The following is a 15,870-nucleotide window of genomic DNA, read 5'->3' as shown; positions in this document are numbered from 1 at the left end:
ACATGCTTTGAGAGCCCTTACAACCAAGCGGGGGAGATGCTTCGCTCTGCGTAACAATCGAATTTTACGTATACTTACCGCTGCGGCGGAAACCGGCGGGTCTGGTTTCCGCCGCGTGCTTTTCCACCTGTTCTACCGTCGGCTCCGGCCGGTTCTACTGCGTTATGGCCGCATTGCCAACTCCGCCGGGCCCGCGCCGGCTTTGGGCCGCTCTGAACCCGTTGCGCTGGCTGCGGCGCTCCTTTGGCTATTCACGGGCCGAGGCGCGGGGTACGGTGGGCCTGCTGGTGCTCATGCTGCTATTCATTGTAGCGCCGCTGTTGCTGCGCCCCGAACTGCCCAGCTACCTGCCCGATAAGGACCAACAGGGGCTGAACGATATGGCCGCGCAACTGAAGGCGCATCGTTCAGTTGAGTCAGGTTTTGCGAGCCGCTACCCGAAACGGGAGTTCAAGAAATTCGAGCGCAAGGGTTCGCGCTTTCCCGTCGTGGCGCGGGTGCGGCTGGCCCCTTTCGACCCCAATGCGCTGACGGCTGAAGGGTGGGAGGCGCGCGGCGTGCCGCATTTCGTGGCCGCCCGCATCGTGAAGTATGGCGCAGCGGCCGGCGGCTTCAAAGCCAAAGCACAAGTGAAGAAAATGTACGGGCTGGACGATTCGGTGTACCAGCGCCTGGCCCCGTTCATGCAATTGCCCGACGAGGCGCCGAAACGTGAGTATGCTAACAACCGGCCCGGGCCCGACGGCAAATTCCCGCCCTTCGGCAATTCCAACGGCGAAGGCACGTCCGGTAGGTTCCCACGCAAGCCCCGCAGCCTCCAACCCTTCGACCTGAACCGCGCCGACACCACCCAGCTGATGCAGATTCGCGGCATCGGGTCGGGCCGCGCCAAGTGGGTGGTGCGCTACCGCAACCAGCTGGGCGGCTACCTGCGCGAAGACCAGCTCGACGAAGTATTTGTGCTGCGCGACGCCCCCGACCTGCGCGACAGTTTGAAGAAGTACACCTTCGTGGCCCCTGGCTTTGCTCCGCAGGCGGTGAATATGAACACGGCCACCTTCGATGAGCTGTACCTGCACCCCTACATCGGCAAGCCCCGGGCCCGGCTCATCGTGGCTTACCGCCAGCAGCACGGTCCCTTCCGCAGCCTGGAGGATTTGAAAAAAGTGCCCGTGCTGAAGCCGGAAGACGTGGAAAAGATGCACCCGTATCTGCGCTTCGACTAGTGGCTGTTGGGCCTGGAGCTGCGAATGTGTAGTGAGGTGACCGCATTTCTGCTTTGGCCATAATTGCAGCAACAAACTACTCTGCTGGGTTTGCTGGGGGGCATTTGTAAGCGCCTGGCTTTTCACTAGGGCGTAAATCTTATTAGGAATTCGAACCTGAAAGCAGCCGCAGGGAATTGCATTAGCGTAGTATGCGGTTGAACCAAGCAGAGCGGTGTGCGCCGCCGCTCGTTAACCAAAGCCTTTCGAGTCGGTTAGCTTTATCAATCCCGCCTCCTGCTACTGCTATGATGGATACCAACTCGCCCGACCAAGCGCCCACCGGCCAGCCCGAACAGGACGGCCGCCGCTCCTTTATGAAGCAAGCCGGCGGCTTGCTGGGCCTGGCCCTGGCCCCGCCGCTCATCAGTCGGGCCGAGCGCCTCACGGCCATGTCGAAGAAAGTAGAGGGTGTAACCGAGATGCGCCTCAAAGTAAACGGCGCTGTCCGCACCATTCAGGCCGAGCCCCGCGTGACGCTGCTCGATGCCCTACGCGAACGCCTCGACCTGACGGGCACCAAAAAAGGCTGCGACCACGGCCAATGTGGCGCCTGCACCGTGCTCGTGGATGGCAAGCGCGTGAACAGCTGCCTCACGCTGGCTGTGATGGCGCAAGGCAAAGAAATAACCACCGTCGAGGGCCTGGCCAAGGGCGAAGAGCTCCACCCGTTGCAGCAGGCGTTCATCGACCACGACGGCTTCCAGTGCGGCTACTGCACGCCGGGCCAGTTGATGTCGGGGGTAGCCTGCCTGAAAGAAGGCCACGCCAAAACCGACGACAGCATACGCGAATGGATGAGCGGCAACCTCTGCCGCTGCGGCGCCTACCCGAACATCGTGGCCGCCATCCGGCAGGTCGAGCAGAGTGGGTTTAAGGGGTAGTTGAATAGTTAAATAGTTGAACGATACTAGAACGTCATGCAGAGCGCAGCGAAGCATCTTGCCCGCGCAATGCAGTCCAATCGAATAGATTACTTCCCCGAGCAAGATGCTTCGCTGCGCTCTGCATGACGGGCTGACCAACGACTAAGAAGCTATGAACAACTTCAGCTACATCCAAGCTAATTCGGCCAAAGAAGCCACCGCCAGCCGGGCGGGCACGGCCCATTCGGCGTACATCGCCGGCGGCACCACGCTGCTCGACTTGATGAAGGCTAACCTGGAAGAACACAACCAGCTGGTCGACATCAACATGCTGCCTTTCAAAGGCATCGAGCAGACGACCGACGGCCTGCGTATCGGCGCAATGGAGCGCATGAGCGATGTGGGCGAGCACCCGCTGGTAGTGCAGAACTACCCGGCGGTGTCGGAGTCGCTGCTGCTGGCGGCCTCGCCGCAGCTGCGCAACATGGCCAGCATCGGGGGCAATATGCTGCAGCGCACGCGCTGCGGCTACTTCCGCGACGCGGCGTTTCCGTGCAACAAGCGGGTGCCCGGCTCGGGCTGCCCCGCCATTGCGGGCGACAACCACAACCTCGCCATTTTAGGCACCAGCACGGCCTGCATTGCCACCTCCTACCCCGGCGACCTGGCCGTAGCGCTGGCCGCCTTCGATGCGGTGCTGACGCTGGAGAACGCCAAAGGCAAACAGCGCCGCGTGCCCGTGACGGAGTTTTACGTGCTGCCCGGCAAAACACCGCAACGCGAAACCGTACTCGAAGCCGGCGAGCTGATTGTATCCCTTACCATCCCGAACACCGCCCACGCCCGCCGCTCGACCTACCTGAAAGTGCGCGAGCGCAGCAGCTACGCGTATGCCCTGGCCTCGGCCGCCGTGGGGCTCGATGTGCAGGCGGGCACCATCCGCTCGGCCCGTGTGGCGCTGGGCGGCGTGGGTACCAAACCCTGGCGCAGCCCCGAAGCCGAAAAGGTACTGACCGGCGCACCGGCCACTGAAGCCACCTTCCGAGCCGCTGCGGCTGCCGCGCTGCGCGGGGCTCAGCCCCAAGACGACAACCGCTTCAAAGTAGAGCTGGCCCAGAATACGCTGGTGCAAGCCCTGATGAAAGTAGCCAGCTAATCTGCTGGGTTGATTTCTGGTGCGGTACTGTCATCCTGAGCACAGCGAAGGACCTTATTAAGCCAGAACGAGCACGCAGAAATCCGAAGCCGCGCAGACGTGATAAGGTCCTTCGCTGTGCTTAGGATGACAGGCGAAAAAAGTAGCGTTATCCGCTTTAAGCATAAATCCCTCATGGATACCGAACCAAATTTCTTCGAAACCAACCCCACCGCCGGCGTGGTGGGCCAGCCGCTGAACCGTGTAGACGGCCGCGACAAGGTGATGGGCCGGGCCAAATACGCCGCCGAGTATAACCAGCTGCCAGGCCTGGCGCACGCGGTTATCAAAACCAGCGACGTGGCCAAGGGCCGCATCACGGGTTTCGATACTACGGCGGCCATGAAGCAGCCTGGCGTGCTGGCTATTCTCACCTACCAGAACATCCCCAAGCTCGCCAAAACGCCCAACGACGCCGACGGCAAAAAGGCGATTGGCGCGCCCATGGGCTACCTGCCCCTCACCGACGACCAGATTCACTATGCCGGCCAACCCGTGGCCGTGGTAGTGGCCGATACGCTGGAGCGCGCCCAATACGCCGCCGTCCTGCTGAAGGTGCAGGTGGCTGCCGAGAAGCCCATCGCCTCCTACGAGGACCCCAAGGCCCAGCTGTTCGACCCAACCAAGGTGCGGGACGGCAAAACGCCGCCTCATATCAAGCGCGGCGATGCTCAGTCGGCTTTCGCGGCCGCCCCAGTGCAGCTCACGCACAAGTACACACACGCCATCAACCACCACAACCCGATGGAGCCCGGGGCCACCACGGCGCACTGGGAAGCGCCCGACCGCCTCACCATCTATGAGTCGACGCAGGGCGTAACGCGCACCCAGAAAGCCGTGAGCACCATGCTGGGCCTCTCGGCCGAGCAGGTGCGGGTGGTGACCAAATACCTCGGCGGCGGCTTCGGCTGCAAGGGTTCGGCCTGGCCGCACACCATTCTCACGGTGCAGGCCGCCAAGGCCGTGGGCCGGCCGGTAAAGTTGTCCCTCACGCGCCCGCAGATGTTCACGGGCATGGGCCACCGCGAAGACCAAACCCAAACCCTGCGCCTCGGGGCCACTAAAGAAGGCAAGCTCACGGCCCTCATCCACGAAAAAACTTCGACCACTTCGCCTTGGGACAACTACGCCGAGTCGAACAGCAAAATCATCAACATGCTCTACGACTGCCCCACTTTTGAGGCCTCGTACCAGCTGGCCCGGGCCAATGTGATGACTTCGACCTTCACGCGGGCTCCCGGCGAGGCTCCCGGCTCGTTTGCCATCGAGTGCTCAATGGATGATTTGGCCTACCAACTGGGCATCGACCCCATTGAAATCCGCCTGCGCAACTACGCTGAGAAAGACCCCGCCACCGGCCAGCCCTGGAGCAGCAAAAGCCTGCGCCAGTGCTACGCCCGCGGGGCCGAGCTTTTCGGCTGGAGCAAGCGCAACCCCAAAAACGGCGCAACCCGCGACGGCCGCCTGCTGGTGGGCTGGGGCATGGCCACGGCCAGCTACCCGGTGCACAACTCGCAGGGCACGGCTCGCGCCCGCCTTTACGCCGACGGCCACGCCGTGGTGCAGGCGGGAGCTACCGACCTCGGCACCGGCACCTACACCGTGATGACGCAGGTAGCAGCCGACGCGCTTGGCCTGCCCATGGAAAAAGTGCGGTTTGAGCTCGGCGATACCAAGCTGCCGACCGCGCCCAACTCGGGTGGTTCGGTGGCCGCCGGCACGGTATCCTCGTCGGTATACATGGCCGTGCAGGACTTATGGCAGAAGCTTACCAAAGTAGCGGTGCTCGATAAGAAGTCGCCCCTCTACCGCTCCAACCCAGCCGATGTGGAAGCCAAAAACGGCCGCCTGCAGTTAAAGAAAGACGCCAGCAAGGGCGAAGGATTTGCTGAACTGATGAAGCGCGCCGACATGAGCGACGTGGAAGGCAACGGCCAGGGCCGCTACGGCAGCGGCTACGAAGACGCTCAGGCTGCCGCCAACGCCGACCAAAGCAAGAAGGACGAGGCTGCCCACCACTCCATGCACTCCTTCGGCGCGCACTTTTGCGAGGTGAAAGTTGACCCTGACCTGGGCACTGTGCGCGTCACGCGCTGGGTAAGCGTACACGGCGCAGGCCGCATCCTCAACGCCAAAACCGCCCGCTCGCAGATTATCGGCGGCAGCATCTTCGGCATCGGCGCGGCCCTGATGGAGGGTACGGTGCGCGACCAAAACTTCTCGCGCTACACCAACGCCAGCCTGGCCGACTACCACATTCCCGTTAACGCCGACATTCCGGAAATGACCGTGGAGTTCGTGGAAGAGCACGACCCCTATATCAACGCCATGGGCGTGAAAGGAATTGGCGAAATTTCGATGGTGGGCGTGTCGGCTGCGGTGGCTAACGCCGTGTTCCATGCCACCGGCAAGCGGGTGCGCGAGCTGCCCCTTACGCCCAACAGAATTCTGGGCGCGAAAGCCGTGTAATGGCCGAATTCACTGCTCCTGAACTCAGCGCCACCGTTCCCGACGAATCGGGGCCGGTGGCGTTGCTGTTGCTGGCCGCCGGGGCCTCTACCCGCATGGGACGGCCCAAACAACTGCTGCCCTGGCAAGGCCGCAGCCTGCTGCGCCACGCGGCCGAAACAGCCGTGGCTTCCGGCTGCAGGCCCATTGTGCTGGTAACCGGCGCGCTCCACAACGAATTACTGCCCGAAATATCCGGCCTGCCCGTCCGAGCCGTGCGTAATCCGGCCTGGGAAACGGGTATGGCGTCTTCCCTACAAGCCGGCTTGGCCACCGTGGCCGGGGCCAATCCTACTGCCATACTCGTTGTACTAGCTGACCAGCCCCTCGTCACACCCGTGCTGCTACGGCAATTGGTGGCGCTTCAACAGCGCACGCAGGCACCAGCTGTGGCGGCGGCCTACGGCGGCACGCTGGGAGTGCCGGCCGTTTTCAGCCAAGCTCTTTTTCCCGAGTTGCAGCGGCTTCAAGGTGCACAGGGTGCCAACCGGCTGCTGACTAAGCTGGGCGCAGCCGTGGGCCGCGTTGATTTTCCGGACGGGCTGCTCGACGTGGATACGCCCGAACAGTATGCCACGTTATTGGCCGCAGGGTAGCGTGCCGTACGTAGCTGTCAGCCGACACACGAATTAATTTTCCCGACCGCCGCAATAAAGCCGCTTTCGCATATAGGCCATCCGGCTTACCCAGAACAACTTCCAGGTTTGTGTACCCAGATTCGAGAACCGCTGAAAGCAAAGGCAGTAGCCCGCTGGCGCAGGAGTTCCCCAAAAGCAAACGCCCGGCTGTAGGGCCAGGCGTGTGCGATGAGCGTCAATGTGGATAGACGCTCTGGCAGAAACTTAGGTGTGGAAAGGAAGGACAGTTAGTTAATTCGCAAGCCAGGTCATCCGCACAGGCGTCTGCATTCTGGGCCGGGGCACTCAGGGTGCCCCATTTTGTTTAGTTTCGTTTCAATTTCACACCCCCCTACGGCTACTTGCGGCCAGGTTACTCGTGGATATTGAGACAAAGCTACCAGCGTGCCCGGTCGGAAAGTTGAAGAATTTGACGAACGGACAAAATTTATAGGGTGAAATGCAGCAGCGCTACACGAACCGCTGCCACCGGTTGTTGCTACTGCCATGGGGACACCCGCCTTTTCTTGGCGGCGTTTGCTAGCCCATCAGGTTAACCCGCGATTTCAGCTCGTCTTTGTAGGTCCGGCTCACGGGAACCGCTTCCCCCCCGGCCTTTCCTAATTGCACGTACCCTTCCTCGTAAGCACTTACATGGTGCAGGTTGACGAGGTAGGACCGGTGGGTTCTGATGAAGTACGGGGGCAGCGTCGGCTGCAAGTCTTTCAGCGTGCAATCGAAGGTGTGCTTCTCGGTTGCGGTGTGCAGGCGGACATAGTTTTGGTCGGAAACGAAGTAGAGGATATCGGCATACAGCACTTTCACCCATTTCGGCCCTTTGCGCACGAAGATGGCGGGGCTGGCAAAATCGGTAGGCGCCGCGGGCTGCGGGAGGACCGCCGCATCGGCCACCATTAGGCGGGGCGGGGGAAGCTCATAAGCCTTAAGCAGTGCCAATTCCAACTGCACCTTAAGCGAAACCTCGGTGAAGGGTTTGGTAATGTAGCCGTAGGGCTGGGCAATGCTGGCCCGTTTAAGGGTCGGCGTATCCGATTGAGCAGTCAGGAAAACAACGGGCAGGGCGTAGTGCCGGCGCACCAGCAGCGCCGTGGCAATGCCGTCGCAGTCGCCGGCAATGTTGATATCCATCAACACCAGCTCGACCGGGTGCTCGGCCAGGGCCTGCATGGCGTCCTCGCTGTTGTCGACCGGTTCGAGGGGGCGGTGCCCCAGCCGAATCAGGACCCGCCTGATTTCTTCGGCAATCAGCAATTCGTCTTCGACAATGAGGATGTTGGCCATGCCAGACAAGGAATAAGGTTATGCGCGAATAATTTCCAAATGGGTGCCTACCAGCTGCGGCACCACCGTGATGGTGGCTTTGAGCTGCTTAACCATGAACTGCACCAAACTGATGCCGATGGATTTTGATTTGCTGCTGAACCCGGTTGTGGGCAGGCCCGTGCCGTCGTCGCTCACGCTCAGCCGGAAGCCCGCGTCCTTGCGCGCCAGCGAAACGTGCAGTTTGCCGGTCGATTGCTCACCAAAGGCATGCTTGTAGGCATTCGTCACCAGCTCATTCACCAGCAGGCCAAAGTACGCGGCTTCCCTGGTATCCATCAGCACAGGCTCCAGGTCGGTGCTCAACGTAATTTCCTTCTGGGGCGAGGCCAGGGAGCTGTGCAGCGAGGTCAACAGTTCGGTCAGGTACGCATCGATGCGTACCTGGGCCAGGTTGTCGGCTTGGTACAGGCACTCGTGCACCAGGGCCATGCTTTGGATGCGGGCCTGGTTGCCGGCCAGCACCACCGCCAGCTGTGGGTCGGGCATGATATCGCTCTGCCAGCCCAACAGGCTGCTAATCATCTGCAGGTTGTTTTTCACCCGGTGGTGCAACTCCTGAAGCAGCACTCCCTTTTCTTCCACGGCCTGCTGAATGGTGCGATTGGCAGTGCCCAGGTGCTGGTTGGCCAGGGCCAGCTGCCCCTGGCTGCGCCGAAGGCGCCAATGCAGCAGCCCGCCCGTGGCCAGGCCCAGTGCCAGCACGCCGGCAATGCCCAGCAGTCCCCACTGCCGGCGCTCCTGTTCACGTGCCAGGGCAGCCGAGGCCACGCCGCGCTGCGTCAGCAGCTGAATTTGCTGTTCTTGCTCGCGCACATCGTACTGCACCTGCAACTTTGCGATAGCATTGGTTTTTTCGCTGTTTATCAATTCTTTCTGCAACGCGTTGGCCTGCTCACCGGCCGTATAAGCGCCCCGGTAATCACCTAGGGCCGCCGATGCGTCGGCCATTGCCGACAATGCCTCTAGCTGCAAGTGCTTCGCGCCGAGCTTCCGAGCCAGCTTCAGGCTCCGGGCGGTGGCCGCAAGCATCGCAGGATACAGGCGCTGCGCCTGGTAGAATTCGGCCAACCCGAGTAGTTCATCGGCCATTTCCGCGAGTTCACCCTCGGCTTCGGCTTCGGCAACGGCCGCTTGTAAATAATGGGCTGCAGAGTCCATGGTGGCCGCCGTACGCGGCCTTTGGGCTTCAAAAATGCGTCCAAGCAACATCCTGAACTTACCGCCGCTCTTTATCTGGTAAGTGTTGGCCAGCGCCAGCGCCTGTCGCGCATAAATGCTGGCCTGCTCATTCTTACCCAAAGCAAAATACGAATTGCCCAGGTTGCTGAAACTATGTAAATAGTCTTCAGCATTAGTTTTATTTATTACCGGCTCCAGTTCCTTTAAAGCCGCTAAAGCCCGCAACATATACTTCAGGCTGCGGGCGTACTCTCCGGCAGCGGCAGCAGTTGCCCCCATGTTATCGTACAGTCGAAAAAGGTGGGGCTTCAGATTTTTTGCCTGCGCCAAGTCGACTCCGGCCTGATAGCAGCGAATGGCCGCAACGTAATCGCCCATTCCCGAATAAATATTGGCCGTGAGGCGGATGCAGTTGAGCTCACCCCGGACGTAGCCGATTTTTTTGGCCAGGTTGCCTGCCTGCTGGGCGTAGTGCAGCGCTTTCGATAAACTGGAATCGTACGTTGCCGCAGCCAGACGGCTCAGATAGAAGACCCGAAGTGTATCGGGCACCCCCGGGTAGTTGCTCAGCAAGCGCAAGGAATCTGGCGGGTAGTTCCGTAGCTGAAATGCAATCGTTGGTTTCGGCTTTCCGGACGTCGTGACGGGCGGCCCCGCTAGTGTAATGGCGGGCAGCAAACCACCCAGGAGCACCCCAAGAACCATTATCAGTAGTTGGCGCGTAAAAAAACGTGCGGCAGTGAGTACCATCTAATTGCTACGTTCAGAATTAATTGCAGAAGGTACTGCTTTTATGGCTTCACCGACGATTTAACATTAACCGCACCTCGGCTAACCACTGGATTGATGGAAGGTGGACACCGCATATTTTGCGTCATCGCGTCGGTACTGGATACGTAATCCAGGCTTACTCTCTTGACAACAAAACGCAAAACATGGCTATTCTGCATCATTGCAATGATAATTACTGACGCGAATAGCTTTTGGATTGCTCAGCCCAGCAGGAGAATACTTTCCTCGTGGTCGCTCGCCGTTACACGCTACGCGCTAAGCTGTGGCTCCACGGCTTACTTCGTGCCTGATTCGAGGTTGCGCAGCTTATCCGCTTTCAGGGCGGTGATGGCTACTACCACTAGCGTCATCATCCCGCCGAATACCACGCTCGTTACGGTGCCCATGAGCTTAGCCGCGGCCCCGCTTTCGAACGCGCCAATCTCGTTGCTAGAGCCGATGAAAATGTTGTTTACCGCCGACACCCGGCCCTTCATGTATTCGGGCGTGTGGGTGTGAATGAGCGTGGAGCGCACAATCACCGATACCGAGTCGAATACGCCGGTGAGGAACAGCAAAAACAACGATAGGTACAGGTTACGCGACAATGCGAAGGCAATGGTGGCCAACCCAAAACCCGCCACTGCCCACAGCAGCTTGCGCCCCGCCCCACGTTTCATCGGCGAATACGTCAGCCACACTGCCATCAGCACCGAGCCCACGGCCGGCGCGGCGCGCAGGTAGCCCAAGCCGTCGGGGCCGGTGTGCAGAATGTCTTTGGCGAAGATGGGCAGCAGCGCCACCGCTCCGCCAAACAGCACCGCAAACAAGTCCAGCGACAGCGCCGCCAGCACAATCTGGTTGCCGAAAATAAACTTCACCCCGCTCAGAATGCTCTCGCTTAGGCTTAGGCGCTCGCCCTCGCGCACCGGCAGCGCCCGGCTGGCAATGCTGGCAAACAGCAGCAGCGAAAGCAGCATCAGGCCCGCATCCACGCCGTAGGCGAAGCCCTTGCCCATTTTAGCAAACAGCAGCCCGCCAATGGCCGGCCCCAGCACCGCGGCCGCCTGCCAGCTGCTCGAATTCCACGTCACCGCGTTTGAAAGCAGGTTGCGGTCGGGCAACAATTGCGGCATAAACGAGAATACAGCCGGCCCCAGAAACCCGCGCGCAATTCCGCTCACAAACAGCACCACGTACAGCATGAACACATAGAGTGGGAACGAAGCAATCTGCTGGTTCGCGAACAATGCCATACCCGCCGGTCTGGTCAGCAAAAACAGGCTCAGCGAGCACCCAAACAGCAACACCATCATGGGCACGATAATGCGCTTGCGCGGCACCGAATCGGCTACGTGCCCGGCATAGAGCGACACCGTGATGCTGGGAATGGCTTCGGCCAGGCCAATCAGACCCAGCGCCAGTGGGTTGTTGGTCAGCTCGTAAATCTGCCAACCCACCACTACGCCCTGAATCTGGCTGGCCACAATGTAGAGCACCCGGGCTGATAACAGCCGGCGGAAATCGGGCACGCGCAGCGCCGCGTAAGGGTCGTGGGCCGGAGCGGAATCAGTAGAAGGCAGCATAGGGAGCAAAGCCCCCTGATACGGCGGCCAGCGGCAAAGGTAGGGGCGGCGTTAGTGCGTCGGGTTTGTTTTTTGACGAGGCTTCAGCACCCACCTGTTTGCAGTCAACCCGAATATTTATTGCCAACCGGAAACTTATTTTTATCATTTCACTTACGCCCAATCCCGCAAAAACGGCCTAGATGAAGTTTTGCGGGAGGTTGCTTGAAATAAGCAAAAAGATTTTGTCATTTTTAGACAAATGCTATTGCGAAAGTGCACGGCATTTATCTACATTTGAACAGATTCCAGCGGCCTTACAGTCAGGTCCCCCGCGGAGCCCTCCAAACAATTTACCGGTAACTGCATACTATGGCCTAAAGCTCTACGTTCCCCTCTCACCGTAGCCCTTTATGGACCTCTTGCAACCGAGCGACTCCGCGCTCATTTCGCTTTACCTGGCCGGCCAGGAATCTGCTTTCGGCCTCCTCTTGGAGCGTCATCGCAGCCGTGTGTTCACGACCATCCTGCTCATCGTGCGCGACGAGGAAGTGGCCGAGGACCTGTTGCAGGACACCTTCATCAAGGCCATTCACACCATGAAAAGTGGGCGCTACAACGAAGAGGGCAGGTTTGCCCCCTGGATTTGCCGCATCGCCCACAACTTGGCCATCGACTCCTTCCGACGTAACAAGCGCACGCCCCACATCAGCCTCACCGACAACAACCGGCTGGCCAACACCCTCACCATTGCCGACGACGGCCCGGACGATGTGCTGGCCCGCGAAGAAACCCACATCCGCCTGCGCGCGTTAATTCAGGAACTGCCTGCTGCCCAGAAGGAGGTATTGCTTATGCGCCATTACGGCGACATGAGCTTCCAGGAAATTGCCGACGCGACCGGCGTAAGCATTAACACGGCCTTGGGCCGGATGCGCTACGCGCTGATTAACCTGCGGAAGAAGATGACCGCAAATCCCCTGCACCACTATGATTCAAACTTTACCGTATTCGACCCTGCTCCAGTATGTATACAACGAATTGCCGGTTGAAAGGCAGCGCGAGGTAGAGGAGGCATTGCAGCACGACCCGGACTTGGCCGCCAGCTGCGCCGACCTCCTTTTGGCCCAGCGGGCGCTCGACAGAGTACGTCGAGAGCCCCGGCCCGAAACCTCCGAGGCCATTTTGCGCTACTCGCGCACTTTTTTGAGCAAGTCCTGAGCCCCTTCGATTTTTTGTGGCGGCCGCTGCACACCCCGCGTTGGCGGGCATAAGCCAGTAGCCGCCTGCCAGCTAACAAGAACGGTCATGCTGAGCGCAGCCGAAGCATCTCTCCCGCTGTAGTAATCCTGTCGATTGGGTTACTATTGCGGTAGAGATGCTTCGGCTGCGCTCAGCATGACCGTTTTATTTTTTGCTTGCCTTTTCGCTTCCCCATCGCATGACGCGCGCCGCCCGGTTCCAATACTTCCTCGACTACTTCACCACCAACTTCCCGGAGCCCAAAACCGAGCTGGCCTACGGCAACCCCTACGAGTTGATTGTGGCCGTCGTGCTCAGCGCGCAATGCACCGACAAGCGCGTGAACTTGGTGATGCCCGCGCTGCTGGCCGAATTCCCTACTGCTGCCCACCTTGGCGCAGCCACGGCCGATGACATTTTTCCCTTCATCCGTAGCGTCTCTTACCCCAACAACAAGGCCAAGCACCTGGCCGGCTTGGGCCGAATGCTTACCGACGATTTTGGCGGCGAAGTACCGAGTCAGATTGATGAATTGCAGCGACTGCCCGGCGTGGGACGCAAAACAGCCAACGTAGTGGCGTCCGTCATCTACAACCTACCCGCCATGGCCGTCGACACTCACGTGTTTCGGGTGTCGCACCGCATTGGTTTGGTCCCCAAGACAGCGACTACGCCGCTAGCCGTGGAGAAGGGGTTGGTGCGCTATATTCCCGAGGAGCTCATCAACAAAGCGCACCACTGGCTGATTCTGCATGGCCGCTACATTTGCGTAGCCCGCACACCCAAGTGTAATATCTGCCCGCTGGCTCCCAGCTGCGCTTATTTCGAAAAGCATTTTGGCAAGGCGGCCGCTTACATACCAATACCAGAAGTGTAACTGGCAGCCGCTACGGCCAGTTTTTTAGCACACAAAGTTCCATTTGAAGTCCTAGCGAGTACAAAGCAACTCGTACTTAGCACAAAATCACTTCAGCGTGAGTTTCAGAATGCGCTGTACCTGAGCAGCCAATTGCTGGCGGTCGAACTGCTCTACGGCCAAGGCCTTTCCATTAGCTCCAGCAAGATTTAGCACCGCTGGATTTATCAGCAACTCCCGAAGATGCGCTGCTAGCGCCAGCGCATCGCCAGCCGGTACATGCCAGCCGCAGGTGTGCTCTTCAACCAAAGCCTTTGTCCAGCCCGCGTTGGTGACGACTACCGGCGTACCCACGGCCAGCGAGTCGTAGAGCTTAGCCGGCGAGTTAGCATCAAGTACTGGAAGCCCCAGAAACGACACCACCGACACGGCCGCCAACGCAAACCACGCAAACACCTCGTGCCGCGCCTGCCCACCTACCAGTCGTATCCGCCCCGGCCAGCGCGCCGCTGCTGTCGCCACCAACGGCTCATAAAACCCGTGGCCCAGAAACAACCACACCGTGTCCGAATCATCAGCGGCCATTGCTTCGGCGGCCGCTACCAGTGTCGGGATGTCGTTGGCTCGCCCGAAAGTGCCGGCGTACAAAATCACCCGCTTGCCGACTAGTCCCTGAGTTTGACGGAGCATTCCCACGGCTTCGGGCGTGGCTCGGGCCGCTAATTCCAGGTCGGTACCGTTGAGTACGGTGGTGACTTTCCCGGCCGGAATGCCCAACTCCGTTACATAGCGCGCCATATCGGGCGAGAGCGGTAGGATATGGCTGGCGCTCTGGTACAGCCGCTTTTCCATGCGGTAGAGCTGCTGCCGGGCCAGCGCCGTGGGCACCGCCCCCATCGCAATCGGGAAAGCCGGCCATAAATCCTGTACCTCAAACACCCACGGCACCCGTCGCCAGCGTGCCACCTGCGCCGCCGCCCAAGCCGCAGTAAGCGGCGTGCTAATTCCCCAGATAACGTCGGGCTTCTCCATTCGCAGCCCCTCGCGCACGGCCCAACCGGCATACTGCGCAAAAGCCAGCGCCCGACGCGCCGGCCCCATCTTGTTTTCGTAAGGAATAGCCGCCTCCCGTATTTCCACTCCCTCCGGCACCCAGGCAAATTCTTGCGTTAGCCGCTGGCCTTTCCAGGCGGGCGTAGTCAGCAGTGTGACGCGGTGAGATTTCGCCAGATGCGCCAACAACGTATAATGCCGGCTGGTAGCCGGGCAGTCGGGGTTGGTGTGGTACTGGCTGAAAACGGCTACGTGCATGGCATCAAGGGCTGAATGGGCGAATAGATGAATGGTCGTGCATTCATCCATTCAACCATTGGCTCATGGCTTGTTTGGCCGGTAGTGCGAGTCGTTCAGCAGGCGTTGGGCGTTGGTTTCGGCCATCAGGCGGGCCAGCGGAACATTGGGGTGTTCGGCTACATACTTGCGAATGATTTGCAGGCCGACCCATTGGCCCACCCGACCGGGGCAGGTTTTGTCGATTTCGGGCACGTTAGGCCGCTCGCCCACGTACTTCTGCAGCAAAAACGGCGTGGTCGAATACAGCAAGTTTTTTTCGAGGAAGTGGCCCCACACGCGTGCTTCGTTGCCTTCCAGCCCCACCATTTCGTGGCCAGTGTAGCCCATCAGCACCGAATCGGGGGTGCAGGGCAGCATCTGGCTGGCGAAATAGAGCGTTTTGCCGGCGTGCACCATCGCATCGAGCATGGTATTAGCCGTGAGTTCGTGCTTGTTGTACTTGCTGGCTACGTCCTGCGCCAGCAGCGAAGGCAGGCCCGCCGGCGTGTACCGGCGCAGCATGTACTGCGGCAGGTCGGGCCGCTTGCTGGCCTTCGGGCCCACAAACCAGTCCAGGCTCAGCACCAGCAGGCTGTCGTTTACATAAATATCTTTGGCCAGAAAACCACTCACGTAGGTGTAGCTAGCCGGCACCCGGAAATCCGGAAAATAATGATGGACCCGGCGGAATACCTCGCTCACCTTGTGCTGGAGTGCTGCGCTGTCGGGGAAGGCAGCGGCTGCTTCGCGGCCCAACTGCTGGAGCGCCGGGTTGGTCGCCAACTGCACCAGGCCTTTCGCCAGCTCCTGCTCAGTAGCAGGCTGGCGCTGCAGGTAGTAGCGCGAAAAGGTGGAATGCGCATTCATAAACTGCTGCGCTTCAACGGGCGTTTTCAGCCGAAAAAACGTCGGTTCCAAATGCTGCAAACGCACAGGAACAGCCGCCGCATCAGCGGCCGCATCGGGGCGGCAGCCTTCAGCCGGGCCGCTTTTGCAGGCGTTCAGCCCCAAGCCGATGACCAGGAAAATGGGCAGCCAACGCCGCCAGGTAAAATTATTCGTATCCACGCGCGTTACTTTGGAGTAAAATTAGCCCAAAACCGACTGGTACTGCGCCGTTCTGTTCTGCA

At 60.1% G+C, this 15,870-nt stretch carries 13 protein-coding genes; 8 read left to right on the top strand and 5 right to left on the bottom strand.

Annotated elements, in window-relative coordinates; genetic code table 11:
• Positions 1-164: 164 nt before the first annotated feature.
• From ABD837_RS14060 to ABD837_RS14040, 5 genes are all read left to right on the top strand, one after another.
• Positions 165-1,226, top strand: coding sequence for a ComEA family DNA-binding protein (locus ABD837_RS14060; RefSeq protein WP_345055640.1), 1,062 nt, complete (start codon positions 165-167; stop codon positions 1,224-1,226).
• A 287-nt stretch (positions 1,227-1,513) separates the two neighbouring features.
• Complete coding sequence (locus ABD837_RS14055) at positions 1,514-2,149, top strand: (2Fe-2S)-binding protein (protein WP_345055637.1); 636 nt, start codon at positions 1,514-1,516, stop codon at positions 2,147-2,149.
• A gap of 154 nt (positions 2,150-2,303) precedes the next feature.
• Positions 2,304-3,287, top strand: a complete 984-nt coding sequence (locus tag ABD837_RS14050; protein WP_345055634.1) for an FAD binding domain-containing protein — start codon at positions 2,304-2,306, stop codon at positions 3,285-3,287.
• Between the two features lie 174 nt (positions 3,288-3,461).
• The gene (locus ABD837_RS14045) at positions 3,462-5,795 is read left to right on the top strand and encodes a xanthine dehydrogenase family protein molybdopterin-binding subunit (RefSeq protein ID WP_345055632.1); all 2,334 of its coding nucleotides are present in this window, start codon (positions 3,462-3,464) and stop codon (positions 5,793-5,795) included.
• On the top strand, positions 5,795-6,430 hold the full coding sequence (locus tag ABD837_RS14040; protein WP_345055630.1) for a nucleotidyltransferase family protein: 636 nt from the start codon (positions 5,795-5,797) through the stop codon (positions 6,428-6,430). Before ABD837_RS14045 ends, ABD837_RS14040 begins: the two co-directional genes overlap by 1 nt.
• A 561-nt stretch (positions 6,431-6,991) precedes the next feature.
• Here ABD837_RS14040 and ABD837_RS14035 read toward each other — a convergent pair.
• The 3 genes from ABD837_RS14035 to ABD837_RS14025 all read right to left on the bottom strand — a co-directional run bounded on the left by ABD837_RS14035 (position 6,992) and on the right by ABD837_RS14025 (position 11,331).
• Positions 6,992-7,753, bottom strand: coding sequence for a LytR/AlgR family response regulator transcription factor (locus ABD837_RS14035; protein ID WP_345055628.1), 762 nt, complete (start codon positions 7,751-7,753; stop codon positions 6,992-6,994).
• Positions 7,754-7,771: 18 nt separating this feature from the next.
• Entirely contained in the window at positions 7,772-9,526 is a 1,755-nt protein-coding gene (locus ABD837_RS14030) for a histidine kinase dimerization/phosphoacceptor domain -containing protein (protein WP_345055626.1), read from the bottom strand.
• A 515-nt stretch (positions 9,527-10,041) separates the two neighbouring features.
• The gene (locus ABD837_RS14025) at positions 10,042-11,331 is read right to left on the bottom strand and encodes an MFS transporter (RefSeq protein WP_345055624.1); all 1,290 of its coding nucleotides are present in this window, start codon (positions 11,329-11,331) and stop codon (positions 10,042-10,044) included.
• Positions 11,332-11,723: 392 nt separating this feature from the next.
• Between ABD837_RS14025 and ABD837_RS14020 the strand changes: the two genes are divergently transcribed.
• From ABD837_RS14020 to nth, 3 genes are all read left to right on the top strand, one after another.
• Positions 11,724-12,362, top strand: a complete 639-nt coding sequence (locus ABD837_RS14020; protein WP_345055622.1) for an RNA polymerase sigma factor — start codon at positions 11,724-11,726, stop codon at positions 12,360-12,362.
• On the top strand, positions 12,301-12,531 hold the full coding sequence (locus ABD837_RS14015) for a hypothetical protein (RefSeq protein WP_345055620.1): 231 nt from the start codon (positions 12,301-12,303) through the stop codon (positions 12,529-12,531). The genes ABD837_RS14020 and ABD837_RS14015 overlap by 62 nt, the downstream gene beginning before the upstream one ends.
• A 220-nt stretch (positions 12,532-12,751) precedes the next feature.
• The gene (gene nth, locus ABD837_RS14010) at positions 12,752-13,429 is read left to right on the top strand and encodes an endonuclease III (protein WP_345055618.1); all 678 of its coding nucleotides are present in this window, start codon (positions 12,752-12,754) and stop codon (positions 13,427-13,429) included.
• An 87-nt stretch (positions 13,430-13,516) separates the two neighbouring features.
• Here nth and ABD837_RS14005 read toward each other — a convergent pair whose 3' ends face one another.
• Together ABD837_RS14005 and ABD837_RS14000 are read right to left on the bottom strand one after the other, a co-directional pair.
• Positions 13,517-14,719 carry a glycosyltransferase family 4 protein gene (locus tag ABD837_RS14005; protein WP_345055616.1) on the bottom strand — a complete coding sequence of 401 codons (1,203 nt, stop codon included), beginning with the start codon at positions 14,717-14,719 and terminating at the stop codon, positions 13,517-13,519.
• Positions 14,720-14,782: 63 nt separating this feature from the next.
• On the bottom strand, positions 14,783-15,808 hold the full coding sequence (locus ABD837_RS14000; protein WP_345055614.1) for a gliding motility protein GldB-related protein: 1,026 nt from the start codon (positions 15,806-15,808) through the stop codon (positions 14,783-14,785).
• Between the last annotated feature and the right edge of the window lie 62 nt (positions 15,809-15,870).

The organism is Hymenobacter glaciei (assembly GCF_039539585.1).
Lineage (GTDB): Bacteria > Bacteroidota > Bacteroidia > Cytophagales > Hymenobacteraceae > Hymenobacter > Hymenobacter glaciei.
This window is presented reverse-complemented; position numbering and strand designations above follow the sequence as displayed.

Bases quoted from the DNA above. Each gene is read 5' to 3' on its own strand.
- ABD837_RS14015 (WP_345055620.1), top strand. From the start codon at position 12,301: ATGATTCAAACTTTACCGTATTCGACCCTGCTCCAGTATGTATACAAC.
- ABD837_RS14055 (WP_345055637.1), top strand. From the start codon at position 1,514: ATGATGGATACCAACTCGCCCGACCAAGCGCCCACCGGCCAGCCCGAA.
- ABD837_RS14045 (WP_345055632.1), top strand. From the start codon at position 3,462: ATGGATACCGAACCAAATTTCTTCGAAACCAACCCCACCGCCGGCGTG.
- ABD837_RS14040 (WP_345055630.1), top strand. From the start codon at position 5,795: ATGGCCGAATTCACTGCTCCTGAACTCAGCGCCACCGTTCCCGACGAA.
- ABD837_RS14025 (WP_345055624.1), bottom strand. From the start codon at position 11,331: ATGCTGCCTTCTACTGATTCCGCTCCGGCCCACGACCCTTACGCGGCG.
- ABD837_RS14005 (WP_345055616.1), bottom strand. From the start codon at position 14,719: ATGCACGTAGCCGTTTTCAGCCAGTACCACACCAACCCCGACTGCCCG.
- ABD837_RS14035 (WP_345055628.1), bottom strand. From the start codon at position 7,753: ATGGCCAACATCCTCATTGTCGAAGACGAATTGCTGATTGCCGAAGAA.
- ABD837_RS14050 (WP_345055634.1), top strand. From the start codon at position 2,304: ATGAACAACTTCAGCTACATCCAAGCTAATTCGGCCAAAGAAGCCACC.
- ABD837_RS14020 (WP_345055622.1), top strand. From the start codon at position 11,724: ATGGACCTCTTGCAACCGAGCGACTCCGCGCTCATTTCGCTTTACCTG.
- nth (WP_345055618.1), top strand. From the start codon at position 12,752: ATGACGCGCGCCGCCCGGTTCCAATACTTCCTCGACTACTTCACCACC.
- ABD837_RS14060 (WP_345055640.1), top strand. From the start codon at position 165: ATGGCCGCATTGCCAACTCCGCCGGGCCCGCGCCGGCTTTGGGCCGCT.